Genomic DNA, 18723 nt, shown 5'->3' on the forward strand with positions numbered 1-18723 from the left:
GACGCCGCGTCAATTCGTCAGATGATGAAGCTAACCGCTGATCGACAGGCTGACCAGAGTGGCGGTGGCGGCGGTTTCCGCCATGGCGCCGAGCACGTCACCCGTGATGCCATCGAGACGTCGGACGCAGCGGCGCAGCAGCAGCCAGGCCGCGCCCACCCCGACGGCCAGGGCGAGCGGCCGGTGCCAGCCGCCGGGCCCGAACCCGACCGCGAGGGCCGACAGGGCGGTGACCGTCAGTGCGCCACCGGCCGGTACGGTGCCCGCGACCATCGCGCCCAGGCCGCCCGGCCGGGCGGCCGGCACCGAGCGCAGGCAGCCCCAGGCCAGCGCGCAGCGGGCGGCCAGCGCCGCGGTGAGTACGGCGAGCGCCCCCCGGGCGGGGGAGTGGGCGAACTGCGCGGCCAGTGCGGCCACCTGGGCCAGCAGGGCGAGCACCAGGGTGAGCACGCCGAACGGGCCGATGTCCGACTGCTTCATGATCCGCAGCGCGTCCTCGGCCGGCTTGCCGCTGCCGAGTCCGTCCGCGACGTCGGCCAGGCCGTCCAGGTGCAGTCCGCGGGTCAGCGCGGCGAGCACGGCCACCGAGGCGGTGCCCGCGAGCAGGCTGTTGCCGCGCCAGGCCACCAGCGCCCCGGCCCCGGCGGCGAGCGCGCCGAGCACCAGCGCGACCAGCGGAGCGGCGAGCATCGCCCGCCCCGCCGTCTCCCGGTCCCAGCGGTCGACCCGCACCCGTAGCACCGAGAGCGTGCCGAAGGAGAAGCGCAGTCCGTCCAGCACGGGGCTCAGACCCGGCCGAGCAGCTCCGCGGCGGTCGGCAGGCGCGGCGGCTCCTTCGGAGCGCGGGCCACCTTGGTCACGGTGAAGGTTTCGGAGGGCTCGGCCAGCGTGTCCGAGGCGGCCTGCAGCAGCGGGAGGGTGAGCAGCGCGCCCACGCCCTCGCCCATCGCGACCCCGAGGCTCTGCAGCGGGGTGAGGGTCAGGCGGTCGAAGGCCTTGGCCTGGGCGGGCTCGCCGGAGATCTGCCCGGCACGCCACCACTCGGGTGCCCGGAAGGCCACCCGCTGGGCGACCAGGGCGCAGGCGGCCGACACCACGCCGTCCAGCACCACCGGCAGCTTGCGCGCGGCGGCCTGCAGCAGGAAGCCGGTGATCGCGGCGAAGTCCGCGCCGCCGACGGCGCCGAGCAGCGCGATCTGGTCACCGAGCACCGGGCGGGCCCGGCGCAGCGCGTCGCGGACGGTGGAGCACTTGACCATCCAGGTGTGGTCGTCGATGCCCGAGCCGCGCCCGGTGACGGCCGCGGCGTCGGTGCCGCAGAGCGCGCCGATCAGTACGGCGGCGGGGGTGGTCGAGCCGACCCCGAGGTCGCCGAGCACCACCAGGTCCGTCCCGGCGTCGGCCTCCTCGTCGGCCACGGCCATCCCGGCCCGGAAGGCGCGCACGGCCTCCTCGGGGGTGAGCGCGTCCTCGACGTCGATCCGGCCGGAGCCCCGGCGGACCCGGAAGCGGGTCACCTCGGCGGGGAACTCGCTCTCGGGGGCGTCCACCGCGAGGTCCACCACGCGCACCTCGGCGCCGTAGCGGTTGGCCAGCACGGCGACCGGCGCGGTGCCCTCGAGCACCGCGTGCACCCGCTCGGCGGTCCGCCCGGGCTCGCTCGCGCGGGACAGGCCGAGCGAGGCGACGCCGTGGTCGCCCGCGAAGAGCACCACCTTGGCGGCACCCAGCGGCCGCACCGGAGCCGCTCCCTGCACGGAGGCGAGCCAGGCGCCCAGCTCCTCCAGCTGCCCGAGGCCGCCGCGCGGCTTGTCCAGCTGCTGCCAGCGCTCCTCGGCGGCCCGGCGCGCGCTCTCGTCAGGGCGCTCGACGAGGGAGGAGAAGGTATCGAGATCCACGGTGGTGTCCATCGCTCGGAAGGCTACACGCCAAGAGGTTTGACGGTCAGCACCTGCCCGGCCACCACGAGCAGCACCCGCTCCGAGGCCTCGGCCACGTCCATGTTGAGCCGGCCGAGGGTGTCGCGGAAGCGCCGCCCGGCCGCCGTGGCCGGGACGACGCCCATGCCGACTTCGTTGGAGACGGCGATCACCTGGCGCCGCGTCAGGCGCCAGGCCTCGGCCAGCGCGCGGCAGCGGGCGAGCACGGCCTCCTCGGCGCCGCCGTGCCAGCCGTCCTGGGCCCAGGCGCCGCACTCGTCCATCACCGCGGTGAGCCACAGCGCCAGACAGTCGATCAGCACCGGGGCCGGGTCGGCGCCGTCGGCGAGCACCGCCTCCAGGTCGCAGGTCTCGGCCGTCCGCCAGCTCGCCGGGCGGCGGCGTCGGTGCAGGTCCACGCGGTGCGCCCAGTCCTGGTCGCCGTCCCGGGTGCCGCTGGTGGCCACGTACAGGACGTCTTCGTGGGCGGCCAGCAGCTGCTCGGCCCGGGTGGACTTGCCGGACCGGGCGCCGCCGAGGATCAGAGTGCGCATGGGGCACATCCTGCCTGACGGCGCATGGGGCCCGGGCGGGTGGGCAGGCTACTGTTCGCACCACCAGCGGCACGAGCGGGAGGAGCACGGCATGGCGTGGACGTGGCGGTACGAGAAGGCGGACGGCACCGTGACCGGTCAGTCCGAGGAGCACCAGAACCAGGGTGACGCCGAGTCCTGGATCGGCGAGGAGTGGCGCGGCCTCCTGGACAGCGGCATCGACAAGGCCGTCCTCCTGGAGGACGACAGTGTCATCTACTCGATGAGCCTGCACGAGGGCTGACGAGCCCCGGAGCGGTGGCCGCTACTTCTCGCCCACGACGTGCAGCAGGGCGGCCACCCGCCGGTACGGGTCCTCCCGGCCGGCCCGCTCCTCGGCGTCGATCAGCTGGGCGAGCTGCCGGCCGTCCACCGGGGCGTCGGCGTCGGGGGTGGTGTCGGTGAAGACCCGGACCCCGTACCAGTGCCGCATCGGCACCGAGACCTCCCGCATCGTCTCGGCCAGGTCGAGCAGCCGGTCGGCGCGGGCGGGCAGGCCGAGCCCGTTGGTGTAGCGCGGGGAGTCGAAGGCGGCCAGTGCCGAGCGCCAGTCGCCGGTCAGCCCGGCCCGCATGGCGAGCGCGTCGGCGTTGCGCACCAGGAGCGAGAGCAGTCCGCCGGGGGCCAGCATCCGGGCCAGCGAGGCCAGCATCGGGTCGGGGTCGGACAGGTACATCAGCACGCCGTGGCAGAGCACCAGGTCGAAGCTGCGCGGGCCGAACCAGCGGCCGCAGCTGTGCCCGTCCCCGCTGAGCAGCCGGACCCGCTCGCGGACCTCCACCGGCTCGGCCGCCAGCGCGGCCTGGGCGGCGCCGAGGGTCACCGAGTCCGGGTCGAGGCCGGTCACCAGGTGGCCGGCGCGGGCCAGCCGCAGCGCCTGGGTGCCCTGGCCGCAGCCGACGTCGAGCACCCGCAGCCCGGTCCGGGTGCCGATCCGCTCGGCGAGCTGCCGGGCGACCAGCTCCTGGCGCACCAGGTTCCGCAGCCCGCCCTGCCGGTCCAGCCACGCCCCGGCCGGCTGGGCCGGGAAGGCCGGCAGCCGGTCGTGCGCGCCGGCCGGCTGACCGGGCAGCCCGTACGGCTCGATCCCCTGGGCCCAGCCCGTCGCGGACGGCACGGCCCAGGACGAGTACGGAGGCACCGGGGGGTAGGGCGGTACGGGCTCGGTGGTCAGGGCCGCTCGCCCCGCTTGACCTGCGGCTTGGGCAGCCGCAGTCGGCGCATCTGCAGGGTGCGCATCAGCGCGTACGGGACGGCGCCGCGGGTGTGCTGGCCGGGGAAGCGGTTGGCCAGCGAGCGGCGCAGGCCGAGGCCCAGGCGGAAGAAGTCCGCGACCACCAGGACGAAGAAGACCATGAAGAGCAGCGTGGAGAGCAGCTGCAGCGACTGCACCCTGGTCACGCTGAGGATCAGTACGAGCACGGCGTAGGGCAGGAAGAACTCGGCCAGCGACCAGCGCGAGTCGATGTAGTCACGCGCGAACTTGCGGACCGGGCCCTTGTCACGGGCCGGCAGGTGGCGCTCGTCGCCCTCGATCAGGCCGACGCGCTGCTTCTCGCGCTCGGCCCGCATGCGCTCCCGCGCCTGCTTGGCGGCCTCCTTGCGGTCCTTGGGCACCGTCACCCGGCTGCGGCGGTTGGCCTCGGCCTCGCTGCGCTTGGGCGTCGGGCGGCCCTTGCGGGCCTGCGGGTCGCGGGGCAGGGTCTTCTCGTCCTGCTCGGCCAGCGCGGTGGCGGAGGAGGAGGCATCATCTGAGCGGCGTCGGAACACACCCCCAGCGTACGTGGTGGTTCGTGCGATGTTCCCGTGCCGTCGGACCCGAACCGGTATCGATCGCATCCGGGGAGCCCCGGCGCGTCCCCTACGGGTCGCCCTTCTTCCGGTGGATCATGGGGCGGAGTCTCCTCCACCCCAGGGACGATGCCACCGGGCCCGAGGTTGTAGCACTCTTGTTGCAGGCAGGTGCACTGCGGCGAGCCACTCGCTGCACATACACTGCACCCTGTCAGCTACGAGACGACCGCAGGCCCGAGAAGGGGGCACCCGAGGCCCATGAGCGACGGAATCATGAAGCGTATGGGGCTGATCTTCCGCTCCAAGGCGAACAAGGCCCTGGACCGGGCGGAGGACCCGCGCGAGACGCTCGACTACTCGTACCAGAAGCAGCTGGAGCTGCTGCAGAAGGTGCGCCGGGGTGTCGCCGACGTGGCCACCTCCCGCAAGCGGTTGGAGCTCCAGCTGACGCAGCTGCAGCAGCAGTCGGCGAAGTACGAGGAGCAGGGCCGCAAGGCGCTCTCGCTCGGCCGCGAGGACCTGGCCCGCGAGGCGCTCACGCGCAAGGCCAACATGCAGTCCCAGATCACCGACCTGGAGACGCAGTACCAGCAGCTGCAGGCCGAGGAGGAGAAGCTCACGCTCGCCTCCCAGCGCCTGCAGGCCAAGGTGGACGCCTTCCGCACCAAGAAGGAGACCATCAAGGCCACCTACACCGCCGCCCAGGCGCAGACCCGGATCGCGGAGTCCTTCTCCGGCATCTCGGAGGAGATGGGCGACGTCGGCCTGGCCATCCAGCGGGCCGAGGACAAGACGGCCCAGATGCAGGCCCGGGCCGGCGCGATCGACGAGCTCCTCGCCTCCGGCGCGCTCGACGACAACAGCGGCCTCGGCCGCAAGGACGACATCGAGGCCGAGCTGGAGCGGGTGGCCGGCGGGTCCGACGTCGAGCTGGAGCTGGCCCGGATGAAGGCCGAGCTCACCGGAGGCAGCCCGGCCGCCGCCCCGCAGGCGATCGAGCAGGGCAAGCCCGAGGGCAACAAGATCAACTACAACAAGTAGCCATCGCTCGCGCTAGGTTGGGAGAAACACCGGCATGATCATGCGGGTCATGGGTGAGGGGCAGTTCCAGGTCGGCGACGACCACCTGAACCGGCTCAACCAGCTCGACGACGAGCTGCTCACCGCACTGGAGTCGGGGGACGAGGAGCAGTTCCGGGTCGCGCTCGGCAAGCTGCTGGACGCCGTGCGCGAGCACGGCACCCCGCTGCCGGACGACTCCCTGGAGCCGTCCGACCTGATCCTCCCCGACGCTGATGCGACGATCGAGCAGGTCAAGGCGATGCTGCTGTCCGAGGGCGAGGGAATCATCCCCGGCTTCGCGGAGTAGTCCTACGCACGACAAGAAGGGCGGGCACCTTTCCGGGTGCCCGCCCTTCTGTGTGCCCGGGGCTACGGCAGGGCCAGCATCCGGTCCAGCGCGGCCTTGGCGTACTTCTCGGTCTCCGGGTCGACGGTGATCACGTTCGGCACCCGGCCCTCGACCAGCGACTCCAGCGCCCAGACCAGGTGCGGCAGGTCGATCCGGTTCATGGTCGAGCAGAAGCAGACGGCCCGGTCGAGGAAGACGATCTCCTTGTCCGGGTGCGCCTTGGCCAGGCGGCGGACCAGGTTCAGCTCGGTGCCGATGGCCCACTTGGAGCCCGGCTCGGCCGCGTCCAGCGCCTTGATGATGTACTCGGTCGAGCCCACCATGTCGGCGGCCGAGACGACCTCGTGCTTGCACTCCGGGTGCACGAGGACGGTCACGCCCGGGATCCGCTCGCGGACGTCGTTCACCGAGTCCAGCGAGAAGCGGCCGTGCACCGAGCAGTGCCCGCGCCACAGGATCATCTTGGCGTTCCGCAGCTCCTCGACGGTCAGACCGCCGTTCGGCTTGTGCGGGTTGTAGAGCACGCAGTCGTCCAGCGAGAAGCCCATGTCGCGGACGGCCGTGTTGCGGCCCAGGTGCTGGTCCGGCAGGAAGAGCACCTTCTGTCCCTGCTCGAACGCCCACTCCAGGGCGCGCTGCGCGTTGGAGGAGGTGCAGATGGTGCCGCCGTGCTTGCCGGTGAAGGCCTTGATGTCGGCCGAGGAGTTCATGTACGAGACCGGCACGGTCACGTCGGCGATGCCGGCATCGCGAAGGACGTCCCAGCACTCGGCGACCTGCTCGGCGGTGGCCATGTCGGCCATCGAGCAGCCGGCCGCGAGGTCCGGCAGGATCACCTGCTGGGCGCTGCCGGTGAGGATGTCGGCCGACTCGGCCATGAAGTGCACGCCGCAGAAGACGATGTACTCGGCCTCCGGGCGGGCGGCGGCGTCACGGGCCAGCTTGAACGAGTCGCCGGTCACGTCGGCGAACTCGATGACCTCGTCACGCTGGTAGTGGTGGCCCAGGATGAAGACCCGGTCGCCCAGCTTCTCCTTCGCCGCGCGGGCCCGGGCCACCAGGTCCGGGTCGGAGGCGGCGGGCAGGTCGCCGGGGCACTCCACGCCGCGCTCGCTGTTCGGGTCCGATTCGCGGCCGAGCAGCAGCAGTGCGAGCGGGGTCGGGGTGGGGTCGACACCGTAGGTCTCGATGGTGGTGGTCACGGGCGGGTGCCCTCTCCTGTGCGGCCGAACAGTCAGCCCTTTTCGTCTATCTGACGCTATCTATCATAACCCGTTAGCGTCACTCTGACGATGGACAGATTGTCGATGTGACGAAAACGGCGACCCCCTTAACGGAGTCCTCCGGGGTGCGCCGACGTGCGGTTACGGGTGGCCTTGAGGCATGAAGGCAATCGCGATCAGGCGGTACGGCGGCCCCGAGGTCGTCGAGTACACCGAACTCCCCGACCCCAAGGTCGGCCCCGACTCCGTACTGGTCCGGGTCAAGGCCGCCGGGGTCAACCCCGTCGACTGGAAGATCCGGGAGGGGTACCTGGACGGCATGATCGACGCCCACTTCCCGCTGGTCATGGGCTGGGACCTGGCCGGAGTGGTGCAGGCCGTCGGCGGGGGAGTCACCGAGTATGCGGTCGGTGACGAAGTGATCGGCTACGTCCGCAAGGACTGCGTCGAGCACGGCACCTACGCCGAGCTGGTGGCCGCGCCCGTCCGCACCCTGGCCCGCAAGCCCGCCGCCCTCGACTGGGCCGCCGCCGGCGGGCTGCCGCTGGCCGGGCTCACCGCCTACCAGGGCCTGGTCAAGGCGCTGCGGCTCGCGGCGGGGGAGACGGTGCTGATCCACGCGGCGGCGGGCGGGGTCGGCTCGCTGGCCGTGCAGATCGGCGTCTCGCTCGGGGCCCGGGTGATCGGCACCGCGAGCGAGCGCAACCACGACTGGCTGCGCGGGCTCGGTGCCGAGCCGGTCGCCCACGGCGAGGGGCTGGCCGAGCGGGTCCGGGAGCTCGCCCCCGACGGCGTGGACGCCGCGCTCGACCTGGTCGGCGGCGGGATGGCCGCGCTCTCGGCCGAACTGGTCCGGGACCGGACCCGGATCGCCTCCGTCGCCGACTACGGTGTGGTCGCGCTCGGCGGGCACTACGTCTGGGTCCGCCCCGACGCCGCCGACCTGACGGCGCTGGCCGACCTCGCCGACGCGGGGAAGCTCTCCGTGCCGGTCGCCTCCACCTTCCCGCTCGCGCAGGCGGCCAGTGCCCAGGCGCTGAACGCCGAGGGGAGAACCCGGGGAAAGATCGTCCTCCTGGTGGACTGACCCGGATTAACCGCGAGAATGGGGGCGGCGGGACGTTTCTGCGGTCCCGCTGCCCTGCTAGAACCAGCACTCCGTGGAGCCCCGCACCGATGAGCACGAGCAGACCGCCCGAATTGGGCGGGGCCACCCTGGACGAGACCGACCGGCTCCTGCTCACCCACCTGGCCCGGGACGGCCGGGCCTCCTACGCCGAGATCGGCCTGCTCGCCAACCTCTCCGCGACGGCCGTCCGGCGGCGGATCGACCGGCTGCGGGCCCGCGGCGTGGTCCGGGGGTTCACCGTCGTACTCGACCCCGCGCTGCTCGGCTGGCAGACCGAGGCCTTCGTCGAGGTCTACTGCCGCGAACGCACCGCTCCCGAAGAGATTCTGGCCAGCCTGCGGCAGTTCCCCGAAGTCGTCGCCGCCTGGACCGTCACCGGTGACCCCGACGCACTCGTCCACCTCCGCGCGGCCGACACCCGGCACCTGGAGGCCGTGATCGAACGCATCCGCCGCGAGCCGGGCGTCCAGCGCAGCCGCAGCTCGGTCGTGCTGTCCCAGCTGATCGGCTGAGAGTCAGTTGCAACACCCAGGGGCGCGGGGAACTGCGCGAGGGCGGAAGGTGACGGACCTGCACTCTTCCGCTTGGCGCAGTTCCCCGCGCCCCTGATGGTGCAACTGCAGGAAAGCTGCGTCAGCAGGCCCGAACACGCCGGAAAGCTGCGGGGGCGGCCGGGTTCCGACGCGCGGGGGGTGGGCCCGGCTGCCTACGCTGATCTTGTCCCCCTGACCCCCACGGCGAGAGGCACCACCGTGTCCGCAGCACCCCACCGCATGCACCAGCCCGACAGCGAGCTGGTCGACCTGGTTTTCGGCTACATGCGCGAGCGGCTGCAGTACGATCCCGTGCCGCTCGACCACCCCGGTGACGGCGAACACCTGCGGGCCCACCTGGCCGGCCTGCTCAACGAGCACGGCAACGCCCCCGCCGACGTGCTGAAGCTGTACGACCACGAGCTCTCCCGGGCCGTGATCTCCGCCGACAGCCCGCGGTACCTCTCCTTCATCCCCTGCGCCCCCACCAAGGCCGCGCTGCTCTTCGACATGGTGGTCAGCTGCGCCTCCCTGCAGGGCATCTCCTGGCTGGAGGCCGCCGGCGCCATCGCCGCCGAGAACCAGGTGCTGCGCCTGATAGCGGACCGGGCCGGCCTGCCCGAGAGCGCGGGCGGCACCTTCGTCTCCGGCGGCTCCGCGGGCAACCTCTCGGCGCTCGTCGTCGCCCGCGACACCGCCCGCCGCAAGCTGAACGTCGGGCCGGAGGCCCGGCTGCGGGTCGCCGTCGCGGACCAGGTGCACTCCTCGGTCAAGAACACCTTCAACATCATCGGCGTCGAGGCCTTCCCCGTCCGGACCGTGGACCGCCGCTTCACCGGCGAGGCCCTGCGCGCCGCCCTGGCCGCCGACCCCAACCCCGAGACGGTCATCGCCGTCGTCGGCACGGCCGGCACCACCAACGAGGGCATCGTCGACGACCTGCAGGGCCTCTCCGAGGTCACCCGCGAGCGCGGCCTGTGGTTCCACGTGGACGGCGCGTACGGCGGCGCCGGCCTCTTCGCCCCCTCGGTGCGGGCCCGCTACAACGGCATCGAGCACGCCGACTCCTTCGTGGTCGACCCGCACAAGTGGCTGTTCGCGCCGTTCGACTGCGCCGCGCTGATCTACCGCAACCCGCAGCTGGCCCGCGCCGTGCACACCCAGGACGCCTCCTACCTGGACGTGCTGCACACCGAGGGCGACGAGTGGAACCCCACCGACTACGCCTACCACCTGACCCGCCGGGCCCGCGGCCTGCCGCTCTGGTTCTCGCTCGCCGTGCACGGCACCCAGGCCTACACCGACGCGATCGAGGCCGGCCTCGAGCTGGCCCAGGACACCGCCCAGGTGATCCGCGACACCGAGCACCTCGAGTTGCTGCACGACCCGCAGCTCTCCGCCGTCTGCTTCCGCCGCACCGGCTGGACCAACGCCGACTACTACCGCTGGTCGCAGCAGCTGCTGGCCGACCAGATCGGCTTCGTCACCCCGACCGGCTGGGACGGCGAGACGGTCGCCCGCTTCGCCTTCCTGCACCCGGGCACCACCATGGAGATGGTCGAGGAGATCCTCGCCACCATGGCGTGAGCATCAGACGAACGCACTGCTCGGCACGTACGGCGCCGGGGGCTTCATGCCCCGGACGGCCAGGTAGCCGGTGGTGGTGAGGGTGAGGCCCAGTTCGAGGCCCACGTCGACGGCCCACTCCTGGTCGGCGGTGAGGAACTCGAGCTGGGCCTCGGTGCCGTCCGGCACCCGGGCCAGCGCCTCGCGCAGCAGCCGGGCGGCGATCCGCTTGGAGGTGGCCGCGAGCAGCCGGATCACCCCGCCGTCCCGGTAGCAGTAGCCGCTGCCCGCGAGGGTGTCGGCGACCAGCAGCTCCTCGAAGTGGGCCCGCATGAAGGTGTGGTCCGGCCCGTGCGCGGCGCCCCGGATCCGGCGGTCCACCGAGTCGAGCAGGTGGACGTGGGCCGGGCCGCCCGGGTGCACCGGGATGTCGCCCGGGTCGAGCAGCCGGGAGCGGTCGACATGGCCGGCCAGCTTCATGGCCGGGTGCAGGGTGAAGCCGGCCTGCCGGTAGCGCCGGGCGGCGGCCGGGGAGGCCGAGGCGCAGAGCATGCCGCGCAGGCAGCCGCGCCCGTGCCCGGCCGCCCGCTCGAGCAGCAGCCGGCCGACCCCTTCACCCTGGGCCTCGGGCACCACGGCGAAGAGCGAGAGCATCCACACCCCCTCCCGCTTCAGCGAGAGTGCGATGCCCACCGGCTCGCCGTCCTGCTCGGCGATCCAGCAACCGCCCGGGTCGGTGGTGGCCAGGTGCCTGGTGCGGGCCAGCCGCATCACCGAGCCGCGCGGGTCGTACCCGGCGGGCGGCGGGCCGTGCAGCGCGCTGAAGGCCCGGCGGGTGACGGTCTGTACGGCCTCGGCGTCGGCCGAGCTGTCCCGGAGTTGGCGAATGAGCACGTCGCCATCCTGGCCCCGGTCGTCGGGGAATGGGATCCATTTACCAGGATCGGACGGTGCCCGGTCCTTCGCGGGTGTGCGAGCATGGACCGTGGAGTGGGCTTGGCACAGCGGGCCCCAGAGCAGAATCACCAGGACGGCAGGCCCGGGAATGGAATCCGGGTGGCCACTGGTTGGCACTGGCGGCAGAACGCCGTCGAAGACCGGGAGTAAGCAGATGACCGTCCAGGACGACAAGACCACCGTCGAGAGTGGTCTGCTCCTTACCGATGCCGCCGCGGCCAAGGTGAAGGGCCTGCTGGAGCAGGAAGGCCGCGACGACCTCGCGCTGCGCGTCGCCGTCCAGCCGGGTGGCTGCTCGGGCCTGCGCTACCAGCTGTTCTTCGACGAGCGCTCGCTCGACGGCGACGTGGTGAAGGACTTCAACGGTGTGAAGGTCGTCACCGACCGGATGAGCGCCCCGTACCTGGGCGGCGCCACGGTCGACTTCGTCGACACCATCGAGAAGCAGGGCTTCACGATCGACAACCCGAACGCGACCGGCTCCTGCGCCTGCGGCGACAGCTTCAGCTAGTCGTGCTCGACGCAGGGCCCCGGCGATCGGATCGCCGGGGCCCTGCGTCATGTCCGGGGCCCGGCTACTGCGGACCGCCGGCCGGGCCGGCGTCCAGGGTGAGCGTCTCGCCGGTCGCCTGGTCGACCACGGCCCGGCCCTGCAGCGGGTGGCTCAGCTGAGCGGCGACGTTGTTCTTCTTCACCAGGTGCGAGCAGACCTTGCCGGGGGCGGCCGGCTTGGTGACCACGACCCGGACGAGCACCTTGCCCTGCTGGGACTCGTCCGCCTTGAGCCCGTACTCCTCGCAGGTGCCGCCGTAGAAGTAGACCGTGAGCATGTCGCCCATGGACTGGTAGCCCAGCGCGGGCAGCTTGACCGGCGCGGGCTCGCCGCTGGCGATGCCCGGGTTGGAGGGCAGGGTCGGGCTGACGGTCGCCCCGGTGCTGCCGCCCGTCGTGCTCGGGGTGGTCGGGGTGCTCGCCGGGGGAGCCGAGGCGGAGGCGGCCGAGGACGTGCTCGCCGAAGCGGGCGGCGTGGTCAGCGAGGCGCTCGCGCCGGTGGACCCGCCCTTCGGGCCGCAGGCGGCCAGGGCTCCTACGAGCAGCAGCCCGGCCAGGGCGGCCGCCCGCCGCCTGCGGAGGCCGGGGGCCACTGCGGTGTTCTCGTCCATCTCTGCTTCCTCCCGAGGGTCAGGACGCCGCCGCGTGAGCGGCACTGCGCGGGTTTGACGTGCCCCGGGAGAAATCGGTTCCACCTTGGCGCCGGCCCGGTCAGCCGCCGTACTCCGTCATCCCCGCCACCAGGCGCTGCGCCCGGGCCGGCACCGAGACCCCGACGGGGGCGGCCACCGCCGCCTGCGGACGCGGGGAGGGGGAGGGCCAGAACCGGCCCATCCGACGGGAGGTGCTCACCAGCGCCGCCAGACTGTCCGGATCGTCACCCGTTCGAGGAGCGCTGCCCGATCGAGAGGTGACGGCAAAGGGACGGCGGCCGGGCTGCGTGGCAGGGTCACTGGGAAACATCGGGGAAGGCTCCGATTCAAGCGACGGCGAGGGGCTGGGCTTCCGGCCCTCTCCCTGCCGACCCTAGGTCCGCCGTACGGGCCCTGCCAGAGCTACTCCGGGGTAGCCACTCGTAGGGGTGGAAGAGGCACCGGGTGCCCCCTGAGGTGACACTCGCTAGGGCCAGGCGGCCCGGGCCTAGTACCGTGTGGGGGTTCCGTCCACCGCTCCCGGCCCAGGGCCACCTAGGAGACCTCCGTGCGCATCGCCGTCGCCGGCTCGATCGCAACCGACCACCTGATGACCTTCCCCGGGCGCTTCGCCGACCAGCTGGTCGCCGAGCAGCTCCACACGGTCTCGCTCTCGTTCCTGGTCGACACCCTCGACATCCGCCGCGGTGGGGTCGCCCCCAACATCGCCTTCGGCATGGGTGTGCTGGGCCTGCGCCCGATCCTGGTCGGCGCGGCCGGTGCGGACTTCGAGGAGTACCGCTCCTGGCTGAGCCGCAACAACGTGGACACCGACTCGGTGCACATCTCCGAGACGCGGCACACCGCCCGCTTCATGTGCACCACGGACGAGGACCACAACCAGATCGCGTCCTTCTACACCGGCGCGATGGCCGAGGCCCGCAACATCGAGCTCAAGCCGATCGCGGACCGCGTGGGCGGGCTCGACCTGGTCCTGATCGGTGCCGACGACCCGGCGGCCATGGTCCGCCACACCCAGGAGTGCCGCACCCGGGGCTACGCCTTCGCGGCGGACCCCTCGCAGCAGCTGGCCCGCCTCGAGGGCGAGGACATCCGCGAGATCGTGGACGGCGCCGCGTACCTGTTCACCAACGAGTACGAGGCCGCGCTGATCGAGACCAAGACCGGCTGGTCGGGCGAGGAGATCCTCGACCGCGTCGGCACCCGCATCACCACCCTCGGCCCCAAGGGCGTCCGCATCCAGCGCAAGGGCGAGCCCGACATCACCGTCGGCTGCCCGGCCGAGGAGCGCAAGGCCGACCCGACCGGCGTGGGCGACGGCTTCCGCGCCGGTTTCCTCGCGGGCCTCTCCTGGAGTCTCGACCTGGAGCGCTCGGCGCAGCTGGGCTGCATGCTCGCGACCCTGGTCATCGAGACCGTCGGCACCCAGGAGTACGAGCTCCGCAAGTCGACGTTCCTGGACCGCTTCACGGCCGCCTACGGCCAGGCCGCCGCCGACGAGGTGGCTCAGAAGCTCGGCAAGTAGTCGCACTGTCCAGGGGCGCGGGGAACGGCGCGACCAGCCATGCGCCCAGGTGCACGGTTGCGCGCGCAGTTCCCCGTGCCCCTGTTGCGGTTCACGTGGTGCGCTTGATCAGGTACGCAGTACCGTCCGCCCCCAGATACTCCTGCCCCCGCATCCCGCACCAGGCCGGAATGTCGTGCCGCGCCGCCGGGTCGTCCGCCAGGACGGTGATCGTCCCGCCTACGGAGACGTCCGCCAGGTGCTTGGCCAGTTCGATCACCGGGAGCGGGCAGAGCTTGCCCAGGGCGTCGATCACCAGCGAGTCCCCGCTGGGGGTGGGCGGCGCCAGGTCGAGGCCGAGCGGGGCGCGGATCTCGGCGACCAGGCCGGGGAGCACGTCCAGGAAGCGGTCGACCTCGGCCTCGGCCACCCCCAGCGGGAGCGAGACCCGGACGTTGCCCTCGGTCAGTACGCCCATCGCGGCCAGCACGTGGCTCGGCGTCAGGGTGCTCGAGGTGCAGGAGGAGCCGGAGGAGACCGCGAAGCCGGACCGGTCCAGGGCGGTGAGCAGGACTTCGCCGTCCACGTAGAGGCAGGAGAAGGTCACCAGGTGGGGCAGGCGCCGCACCGGATCCCCGACCACCTCGACCTCGGGTACGAGCTGCGGCACCCGGGTGCGGATCCGCTCGACCAGCCCGTGCAGCCGCCCCGCCTCGGCGGCCGCCTCCGCGCGGACGGCCCGCAGCGAGGCCGCCGCCGCGACGATCGCGGGGACGTTGACGAAGCCCGGCACCCGCCCGTTCTCCCGCTCGTCGGCCGGCAGCGGCGAGGCGTACCTGACCCCCTTGCGGACGGCGAGCACGCCGACCCCGGCCGGGCCGCCCCACTTGTGGGCACTGGCGGCCAGCAGGGACCAGCCGGGCGGCACCGGCAGCCGGCCGGCGCTCTGCGCGGCGTCGACCAGCAGCGGGACGCCCGACTCCCGGAGCAGCTCGGCCACCTCGGCCACCGGCTGGAGGGTGCCCACTTCGTGATTGGCCGTCTGGAGCACGGCGAGCGCCGTGTCAGGCCGTGGTTCGTATCCGTCCGGTGAGACCCGGCCGTGCCGGTCGACCGGGACGACGCCCACCGAGCCGCCGTTCGCCTCGTGGAGTTCGGCGGTGTGCAGCACGCTGGAGTGCTCGACGGCCGAGTGCAGCAGGTGGGCGCCGCGGCGGCGGTGGCCCTTGAGGGCGCCCAGCATGCCGAGTTGGACGGCCTGGGTGCCGCTCGCGGTGAAGGTGATCTCGTCGGCCCGGGCGCCGAGCACCTCGGCGACCGTCTCGCGGGCCGCGTCGAGCAGCATCCGGGCCTGCCGCCCCGACCGGTAGAGCCGGGCCGGGTCGGCCCAGCCCTCGTCCAGGGCGGCGAGCAGCGCCTGCCGGGCCACCGGGTGGAGCGGGGCGGTCGATGCCACGTCGAAATAAGACACCCGGACACCGTATCGCCGCTCACAGCTCGTCAGACGATCACCCCGTTTGTCCGGTTCGTGCGCCTCCGACGGTGCGTCACCCGTGTGTCGCAATGTCGTCCCCCGATCGGGTGTGCGAGGCTCGGAAGTCTGCGGTGACCTGCGATTCCGTACCTGCCGGGGCTGATCGGGTAGCCGGGCGGCGCGTTACCGGGACCTGCCCGTCAGGAGCGCATAAGCCTGGAGTAGGGTTTGGCCCGCATAAGCATTCAAACCGTGCCCGTGGGCGGGTCGTCGGGGGAGGCGCACAGCGTCCCCGGATACAGAGACGACGCGATCGCGGGCGAGACTTCGGGAAGGCGCTAAGTGAGTCCCAACGGCTCCGACCGCTCGCCGCGGCGCACGATGCGGCGGAAGCTGCCTCAGGCGCTGGCACTGGGCCTCGTCATCGCGACCGCTACCGGCTGCTCGGCCAACGACCTCCCCAGGCTTGGCCTCCCGAGCCCGGTCACCAAGGATGGGCCCCTGGTCCTCCACATGTGGCAGGGCTCCTGGATCGCGGCACTGGTGATCGGTGCGTTGATGTGGGGTCTGATCATCTGGAGCGTGATCTTCCACCGGCGCAAGCGGACCGGTGTCGAGCTCCCCCCGCAGACCCGGTACAACGTGCCCCTTGAGGCCCTGTACACCGCGGTCCCCATCGTCATCGTCTCGGTGCTGTTCTACTTCGTCGCCCGCGACGAGTCGCGCCTGACCCACGTGTCGGACAAGCCGCAGCACTACGTCAACGTGGTGGGCTTCCAGTGGAGCTGGGCGTTCAACTACGAGAACACCGAGACCCCGAACGAGGCGAACACCGACGCCGCGTACGAGGTGGGTACCCCGGCGGAGCCGCCGACGCTGTACCTGCCGATCAACGAGACGGTGCAGTTCCGCCTCACCTCGCGGGACGTCATCCACGACTTCTGGCCCGTCAACTTCATGATGAAGATGGACGTCTCCCCGGGCCTGGTCAACAAGTTCGAGGTCACGCCGACCGCCCTCGGTACCTACCGCGGGAAGTGTGCCGAGCTCTGTGGCGTGGACCACTCCCGGATGCTGTTCAACGTCAAGGTCGTGACCCACGACGAGTACGAGCAGCACCTCAAGGAGCTGCGGGCCAAGGGCCAGGCAGGCGCTGTGCCTTCGGGCATCACGTCCATGGGAAGTGAAGAGAAGTGACTATCCTCAACGAGCCCGCCGCCGCCGGCGGGGCATCCGGGGCCTCGGTCACCGCAGGCGGGGCCGCGCGCACCCGCAAGCCCGGTTCGACCATCATCAAGTGGCTGACGACCACCGACCACAAGACGATCGGCACGATGTACCTCGGTACCTCGTTCGCCTTCTTCCTGATCGGTGGCATCCTGGCGCTCGTCATGCGCGCCGAGCTCGCCCGTCCGGGGACGCAGATCCTCTCGAACGAGCAGTTCAACCAGGCGTTCACCATGCACGGCACGATCATGCTGCTGATGTTCGCCACCCCGCTCTTCGCGGGCTTCGCGAACTGGATCATGCCCCTCCAGATCGGCGCCCCCGACGTCGCCTTCCCGCGACTGAACATGTTCGCCTACTGGCTCTACCTGTTCGGCTCGACCATCGCTGTCGGTGGGTTCCTCACCCCGCAGGGTGCGGCCGACTTCGGCTGGTTCGCCTACTCCCCGCTGTCGGACGCCGTCCGCTCGCCGGGTGTCGGCGCCGACATGTGGATCATGGGTCTGGCCTTCTCCGGCTTCGGCACGATCCTCGGTGCGGTCAACTTCATCACCACCATCATCTGCATGCGCGCGCCCGGCATGACGATGTTCCGGATGTCGATCTTCGTCTGGAACGTCCTGCTCACCGCCGTGCTCGTCCTGCTGGCCTTCCCGGTCCTGGCCGCCGCGCTCTTCGCGCTGGAGGCGGACCGTAAATTCGGAGCACACGTCTTCGACCCGGCCAACGGCGGAGTGATGCTCTGGCAGCACCTCTTCTGGTTCTTCGGCCACCCCGAGGTGTACATCATCGCGCTGCCGTTCTTCGGCATCGTGTCGGAGATCATCCCGGTCTTCAGCCGCAAGCCGATGTTCGGCTACTCCGGCCTCATCGCGGCCACCATCGCGATCGCCGGTCTGTCCGTGACGGTGTGGGCCCACCACATGTACGTCACCGGCCAGGTGCTGCTGCCGTTCTTCTCCTTCATGACCTTCCTGATCGCCGTCCCGACCGGTGTGAAGTTCTTCAACTGGGTCGGCACGATGTGGAAGGGCTCGCTGTCCTTCGAGACCCCGATGCTCTGGACGGTCGGCTTCCTGGTGACCTTCCTCTTCGGTGGTCTGACCGGTGTGCTGCTCGCCTCGCCGCCGATCGACTTCCACGTCTCGGACTCGTACTTCGTCGTGGCGCACTTCCACTACGTGGTCTTCGGCACCGTCGTCTTCGCGATGTTCGCCGGCTTCCACTTCTGGTGGCCGAAGATGACGGGGAAGATGCTCGACGAGCGTCTTGGCAAGATCACCTTCTGGACGCTGTTCATCGGCTTCCACACCACCTTCCTGGTGCAGCACTGGCTCGGCGCGGAGGGCATGCCCCGCCGCTACGCCGACTACCTGGCCTCGGACGGTTTCACCACGCTGAACACCATCTCGACCATCGGTTCGTTCCTGCTCGGCCTGTCGATCCTGCCGTTCCTCTACAACGTCTGGAAGACCGCCAAGTACGGCGAGCAGGTCGAGGTCGACGACCCGTGGGGCTACGGCCGCTCGCTCGAGTGGGCGACCTCCTGCCCGCCGCCGCGGCACAACTTCACCACCCTGCCCCGGATCCGTTCGGAATCCCCGGCGTTCGACCTGCACCACCCCGACATCGCGGCGCTGGACTACCTGGAGCACCACGGTGAGCTGCCCTCGCACTTCGCCGGTGTGACCCCCGCGTCCTACGACGCGCCGAAGGCCAAGAAGAAGGAAGGCAACGCCTGATGAAGGAACAGGGCAAGATCTTCATCGGCTTCGCGGTCTTCATCCTGGCGATGGCGATCACGTACGGCATCTGGACCACGCACAGCGAGCACGGCACGGAGGCCGCCGGTACCACCGCGCTCTTCCTGGCCTTCGGTCTGTGCGCGTTCATCGGCTACTACCTCGCCTTCACCGCCCGCCGGGTGGACAGCGGCGCGGGTGACAACCCCGAGGCCGAGGTCGCGGACGACGCGGGCGAGGTCGGCTTCTTCGCCCCGCACAGCTGGCAGCCGCTCTCGCTGGGCATCGGTGGCGCGCTGGCCTTCCTGGGCGTCATCTTCGGCTGGTGGCTGCTGTACTGGTCGATCCCGATCATCCTGATCGGCCTCTACGGCTGGGTCTTCGAGTTCTACCGGGGCGAGGACCAGAACCAGTAAGGTTCCCCTCCCTCCAGGCCGACGGGCCGG

General features: G+C 71.5%; 21 protein-coding genes. 11 read left to right on the plus strand and 10 right to left on the minus strand.

Annotation, left to right across the window (positions count from 1 at the left end; genetic code table 11):
* Positions 1-30: 30 nt before the first annotated feature.
* From ABT095_RS16665 to cobU, 3 genes are read right to left on the minus strand one after another with little or no spacing between them, the layout of a single operon-like run.
* Positions 31-789 carry an adenosylcobinamide-GDP ribazoletransferase gene (locus tag ABT095_RS16665; protein ID WP_502884893.1) on the minus strand — a complete coding sequence of 253 codons (759 nt, stop codon included), beginning with the start codon at positions 787-789 and terminating at the stop codon, positions 31-33.
* A complete protein-coding gene (locus ABT095_RS16670; RefSeq protein WP_350530133.1) occupies positions 786-1910 on the minus strand; it encodes a nicotinate-nucleotide--dimethylbenzimidazole phosphoribosyltransferase in 1125 nt (374 codons plus the stop codon). The genes ABT095_RS16665 and ABT095_RS16670 overlap by 4 nt, the downstream gene beginning before the upstream one ends.
* Positions 1911-1921: 11 nt before the next feature.
* Complete coding sequence (gene cobU, locus ABT095_RS16675; protein ID WP_350530134.1) at positions 1922-2473, minus strand: bifunctional adenosylcobinamide kinase/adenosylcobinamide-phosphate guanylyltransferase; 552 nt, start codon at positions 2471-2473, stop codon at positions 1922-1924.
* A gap of 91 nt (positions 2474-2564) precedes the next feature.
* On the opposite strand from cobU, the gene ABT095_RS16680 reads away from it, so the two are divergent.
* A complete protein-coding gene (locus ABT095_RS16680) occupies positions 2565-2756 on the plus strand; it encodes a hypothetical protein (protein WP_350530135.1) in 192 nt (63 codons plus the stop codon).
* 21 nt (positions 2757-2777) lie between these two features.
* Here ABT095_RS16680 and ABT095_RS16685 read toward each other — a convergent pair whose 3' ends face one another.
* A complete protein-coding gene (locus ABT095_RS16685) occupies positions 2778-3488 on the minus strand; it encodes a methyltransferase domain-containing protein (RefSeq protein WP_350530183.1) in 711 nt (236 codons plus the stop codon).
* A 194-nt stretch (positions 3489-3682) separates the two neighbouring features.
* Positions 3683-4282 carry a DUF3043 domain-containing protein gene (locus ABT095_RS16690; protein WP_502884891.1) on the minus strand — a complete coding sequence of 200 codons (600 nt, stop codon included), beginning with the start codon at positions 4280-4282 and terminating at the stop codon, positions 3683-3685.
* A gap of 282 nt (positions 4283-4564) precedes the next feature.
* Between ABT095_RS16690 and ABT095_RS16695 the strand changes: the two genes are divergently transcribed.
* Both ABT095_RS16695 and pspAA read left to right on the plus strand, forming a co-directional pair.
* Positions 4565-5347, plus strand: a complete 783-nt coding sequence (locus ABT095_RS16695; RefSeq protein ID WP_350530136.1) for a PspA/IM30 family protein — start codon at positions 4565-4567, stop codon at positions 5345-5347.
* Positions 5348-5381: 34 nt separating this feature from the next.
* Positions 5382-5675 (plus strand): PspA-associated protein PspAA, encoded by a 294-nt coding sequence (pspAA, locus tag ABT095_RS16700; protein ID WP_350530137.1) that lies wholly within the window; start codon positions 5382-5384, stop codon positions 5673-5675.
* 62 nt (positions 5676-5737) lie between these two features.
* On the opposite strand, the gene nadA is transcribed toward pspAA, so the two are convergent.
* Entirely contained in the window at positions 5738-6919 is a 1182-nt protein-coding gene (gene nadA, locus ABT095_RS16705; protein WP_350530138.1) for a quinolinate synthase NadA, read from the minus strand.
* A 181-nt stretch (positions 6920-7100) separates the two neighbouring features.
* On the opposite strand from nadA, the gene ABT095_RS16710 reads away from it, so the two are divergent.
* The 3 genes from ABT095_RS16710 to ABT095_RS16720 all read left to right on the plus strand — a co-directional run bounded on the left by ABT095_RS16710 (position 7101) and on the right by ABT095_RS16720 (position 10189).
* Positions 7101-8027: an NADP-dependent oxidoreductase gene (locus tag ABT095_RS16710; protein ID WP_350530139.1), complete on the plus strand. Its 927-nt coding sequence runs from the start codon at positions 7101-7103 to the stop codon at positions 8025-8027.
* Positions 8028-8116: 89 nt separating this feature from the next.
* Complete coding sequence (locus ABT095_RS16715; protein WP_350530140.1) at positions 8117-8581, plus strand: Lrp/AsnC family transcriptional regulator; 465 nt, start codon at positions 8117-8119, stop codon at positions 8579-8581.
* A 240-nt stretch (positions 8582-8821) separates the two neighbouring features.
* Entirely contained in the window at positions 8822-10189 is a 1368-nt protein-coding gene (locus ABT095_RS16720) for a pyridoxal phosphate-dependent decarboxylase family protein (protein WP_350530141.1), read from the plus strand.
* Positions 10190-10192: 3 nt separating this feature from the next.
* Here ABT095_RS16720 and ABT095_RS16725 read toward each other — a convergent pair whose 3' ends face one another.
* Positions 10193-11062 (minus strand): GNAT family N-acetyltransferase, encoded by an 870-nt coding sequence (locus ABT095_RS16725; protein WP_350530142.1) that lies wholly within the window; start codon positions 11060-11062, stop codon positions 10193-10195.
* A gap of 217 nt (positions 11063-11279) precedes the next feature.
* Here ABT095_RS16725 and erpA point away from each other — a divergent pair, with 217 nt between their 5' ends.
* Positions 11280-11636 (plus strand): iron-sulfur cluster insertion protein ErpA, encoded by a 357-nt coding sequence (gene erpA, locus ABT095_RS16730; RefSeq protein WP_350530143.1) that lies wholly within the window; start codon positions 11280-11282, stop codon positions 11634-11636.
* 64 nt (positions 11637-11700) lie between these two features.
* Here the strand turns inward: erpA and ABT095_RS16735 are convergent, their stop codons facing one another.
* Both ABT095_RS16735 and ABT095_RS16740 read right to left on the minus strand, forming a co-directional pair.
* Complete coding sequence (locus ABT095_RS16735; RefSeq protein ID WP_350530144.1) at positions 11701-12288, minus strand: hypothetical protein; 588 nt, start codon at positions 12286-12288, stop codon at positions 11701-11703.
* 100 nt (positions 12289-12388) lie between these two features.
* On the minus strand, positions 12389-12529 hold the full coding sequence (locus ABT095_RS16740; protein ID WP_350530145.1) for a hypothetical protein: 141 nt from the start codon (positions 12527-12529) through the stop codon (positions 12389-12391).
* Positions 12530-12877: 348 nt separating this feature from the next.
* Here ABT095_RS16740 and ABT095_RS16745 point away from each other — a divergent pair, with 348 nt between their 5' ends.
* Positions 12878-13855 (plus strand): carbohydrate kinase family protein, encoded by a 978-nt coding sequence (locus tag ABT095_RS16745; RefSeq protein WP_350530146.1) that lies wholly within the window; start codon positions 12878-12880, stop codon positions 13853-13855.
* A gap of 91 nt (positions 13856-13946) precedes the next feature.
* Here ABT095_RS16745 and ABT095_RS16750 read toward each other — a convergent pair whose 3' ends face one another.
* Entirely contained in the window at positions 13947-15305 is a 1359-nt protein-coding gene (locus ABT095_RS16750; protein WP_350530147.1) for a cysteine desulfurase/sulfurtransferase TusA family protein, read from the minus strand.
* Positions 15306-15650: 345 nt separating this feature from the next.
* Between ABT095_RS16750 and ctaC the strand changes: the two genes are divergently transcribed.
* Genes ctaC through ABT095_RS16765 form a run of 3 tightly spaced genes read left to right on the plus strand, consistent with a single transcriptional unit; the run spans position 15651 to position 18693 of the window.
* Entirely contained in the window at positions 15651-16505 is an 855-nt protein-coding gene (gene ctaC / locus ABT095_RS16755) for an aa3-type cytochrome oxidase subunit II (protein WP_350530148.1), read from the plus strand.
* The gene (gene ctaD, locus ABT095_RS16760; protein WP_350530149.1) at positions 16502-18277 is read left to right on the plus strand and encodes an aa3-type cytochrome oxidase subunit I; all 1776 of its coding nucleotides are present in this window, start codon (positions 16502-16504) and stop codon (positions 18275-18277) included. Before ctaC ends, ctaD begins: the two co-directional genes overlap by 4 nt.
* Positions 18277-18693: a cytochrome c oxidase subunit 4 gene (locus ABT095_RS16765; protein ID WP_350530150.1), complete on the plus strand. Its 417-nt coding sequence runs from the start codon at positions 18277-18279 to the stop codon at positions 18691-18693. Before ctaD ends, ABT095_RS16765 begins: the two co-directional genes overlap by 1 nt.
* Positions 18694-18723 lie beyond the last annotated feature (30 nt).

Source organism: Kitasatospora sp. NPDC002227 (genome assembly GCF_040296285.1).
Taxonomy (GTDB): Bacteria; Actinomycetota; Actinomycetes; order Streptomycetales; family Streptomycetaceae; genus Kitasatospora.

Coding starts and splice junctions, on each gene's coding strand:
- ABT095_RS16670 (WP_350530133.1), bottom strand. CDS start 1,910: ATGGACACCACCGTGGATCTCGATACCTTCTCCTCCCTCGTCGAGCGC.
- cobU (WP_350530134.1), bottom strand. CDS start 2,473: ATGCGCACTCTGATCCTCGGCGGCGCCCGGTCCGGCAAGTCCACCCGG.
- ABT095_RS16680 (WP_350530135.1), top strand. CDS start 2,565: ATGGCGTGGACGTGGCGGTACGAGAAGGCGGACGGCACCGTGACCGGT.
- ABT095_RS16695 (WP_350530136.1), top strand. CDS start 4,565: ATGAGCGACGGAATCATGAAGCGTATGGGGCTGATCTTCCGCTCCAAG.
- pspAA (WP_350530137.1), top strand. CDS start 5,382: ATGATCATGCGGGTCATGGGTGAGGGGCAGTTCCAGGTCGGCGACGAC.
- ABT095_RS16710 (WP_350530139.1), top strand. CDS start 7,101: ATGAAGGCAATCGCGATCAGGCGGTACGGCGGCCCCGAGGTCGTCGAG.
- ABT095_RS16715 (WP_350530140.1), top strand. CDS start 8,117: ATGAGCACGAGCAGACCGCCCGAATTGGGCGGGGCCACCCTGGACGAG.
- erpA (WP_350530143.1), top strand. CDS start 11,280: ATGACCGTCCAGGACGACAAGACCACCGTCGAGAGTGGTCTGCTCCTT.
- ABT095_RS16735 (WP_350530144.1), bottom strand. CDS start 12,288: ATGGACGAGAACACCGCAGTGGCCCCCGGCCTCCGCAGGCGGCGGGCG.
- ABT095_RS16765 (WP_350530150.1), top strand. CDS start 18,277: ATGAAGGAACAGGGCAAGATCTTCATCGGCTTCGCGGTCTTCATCCTG.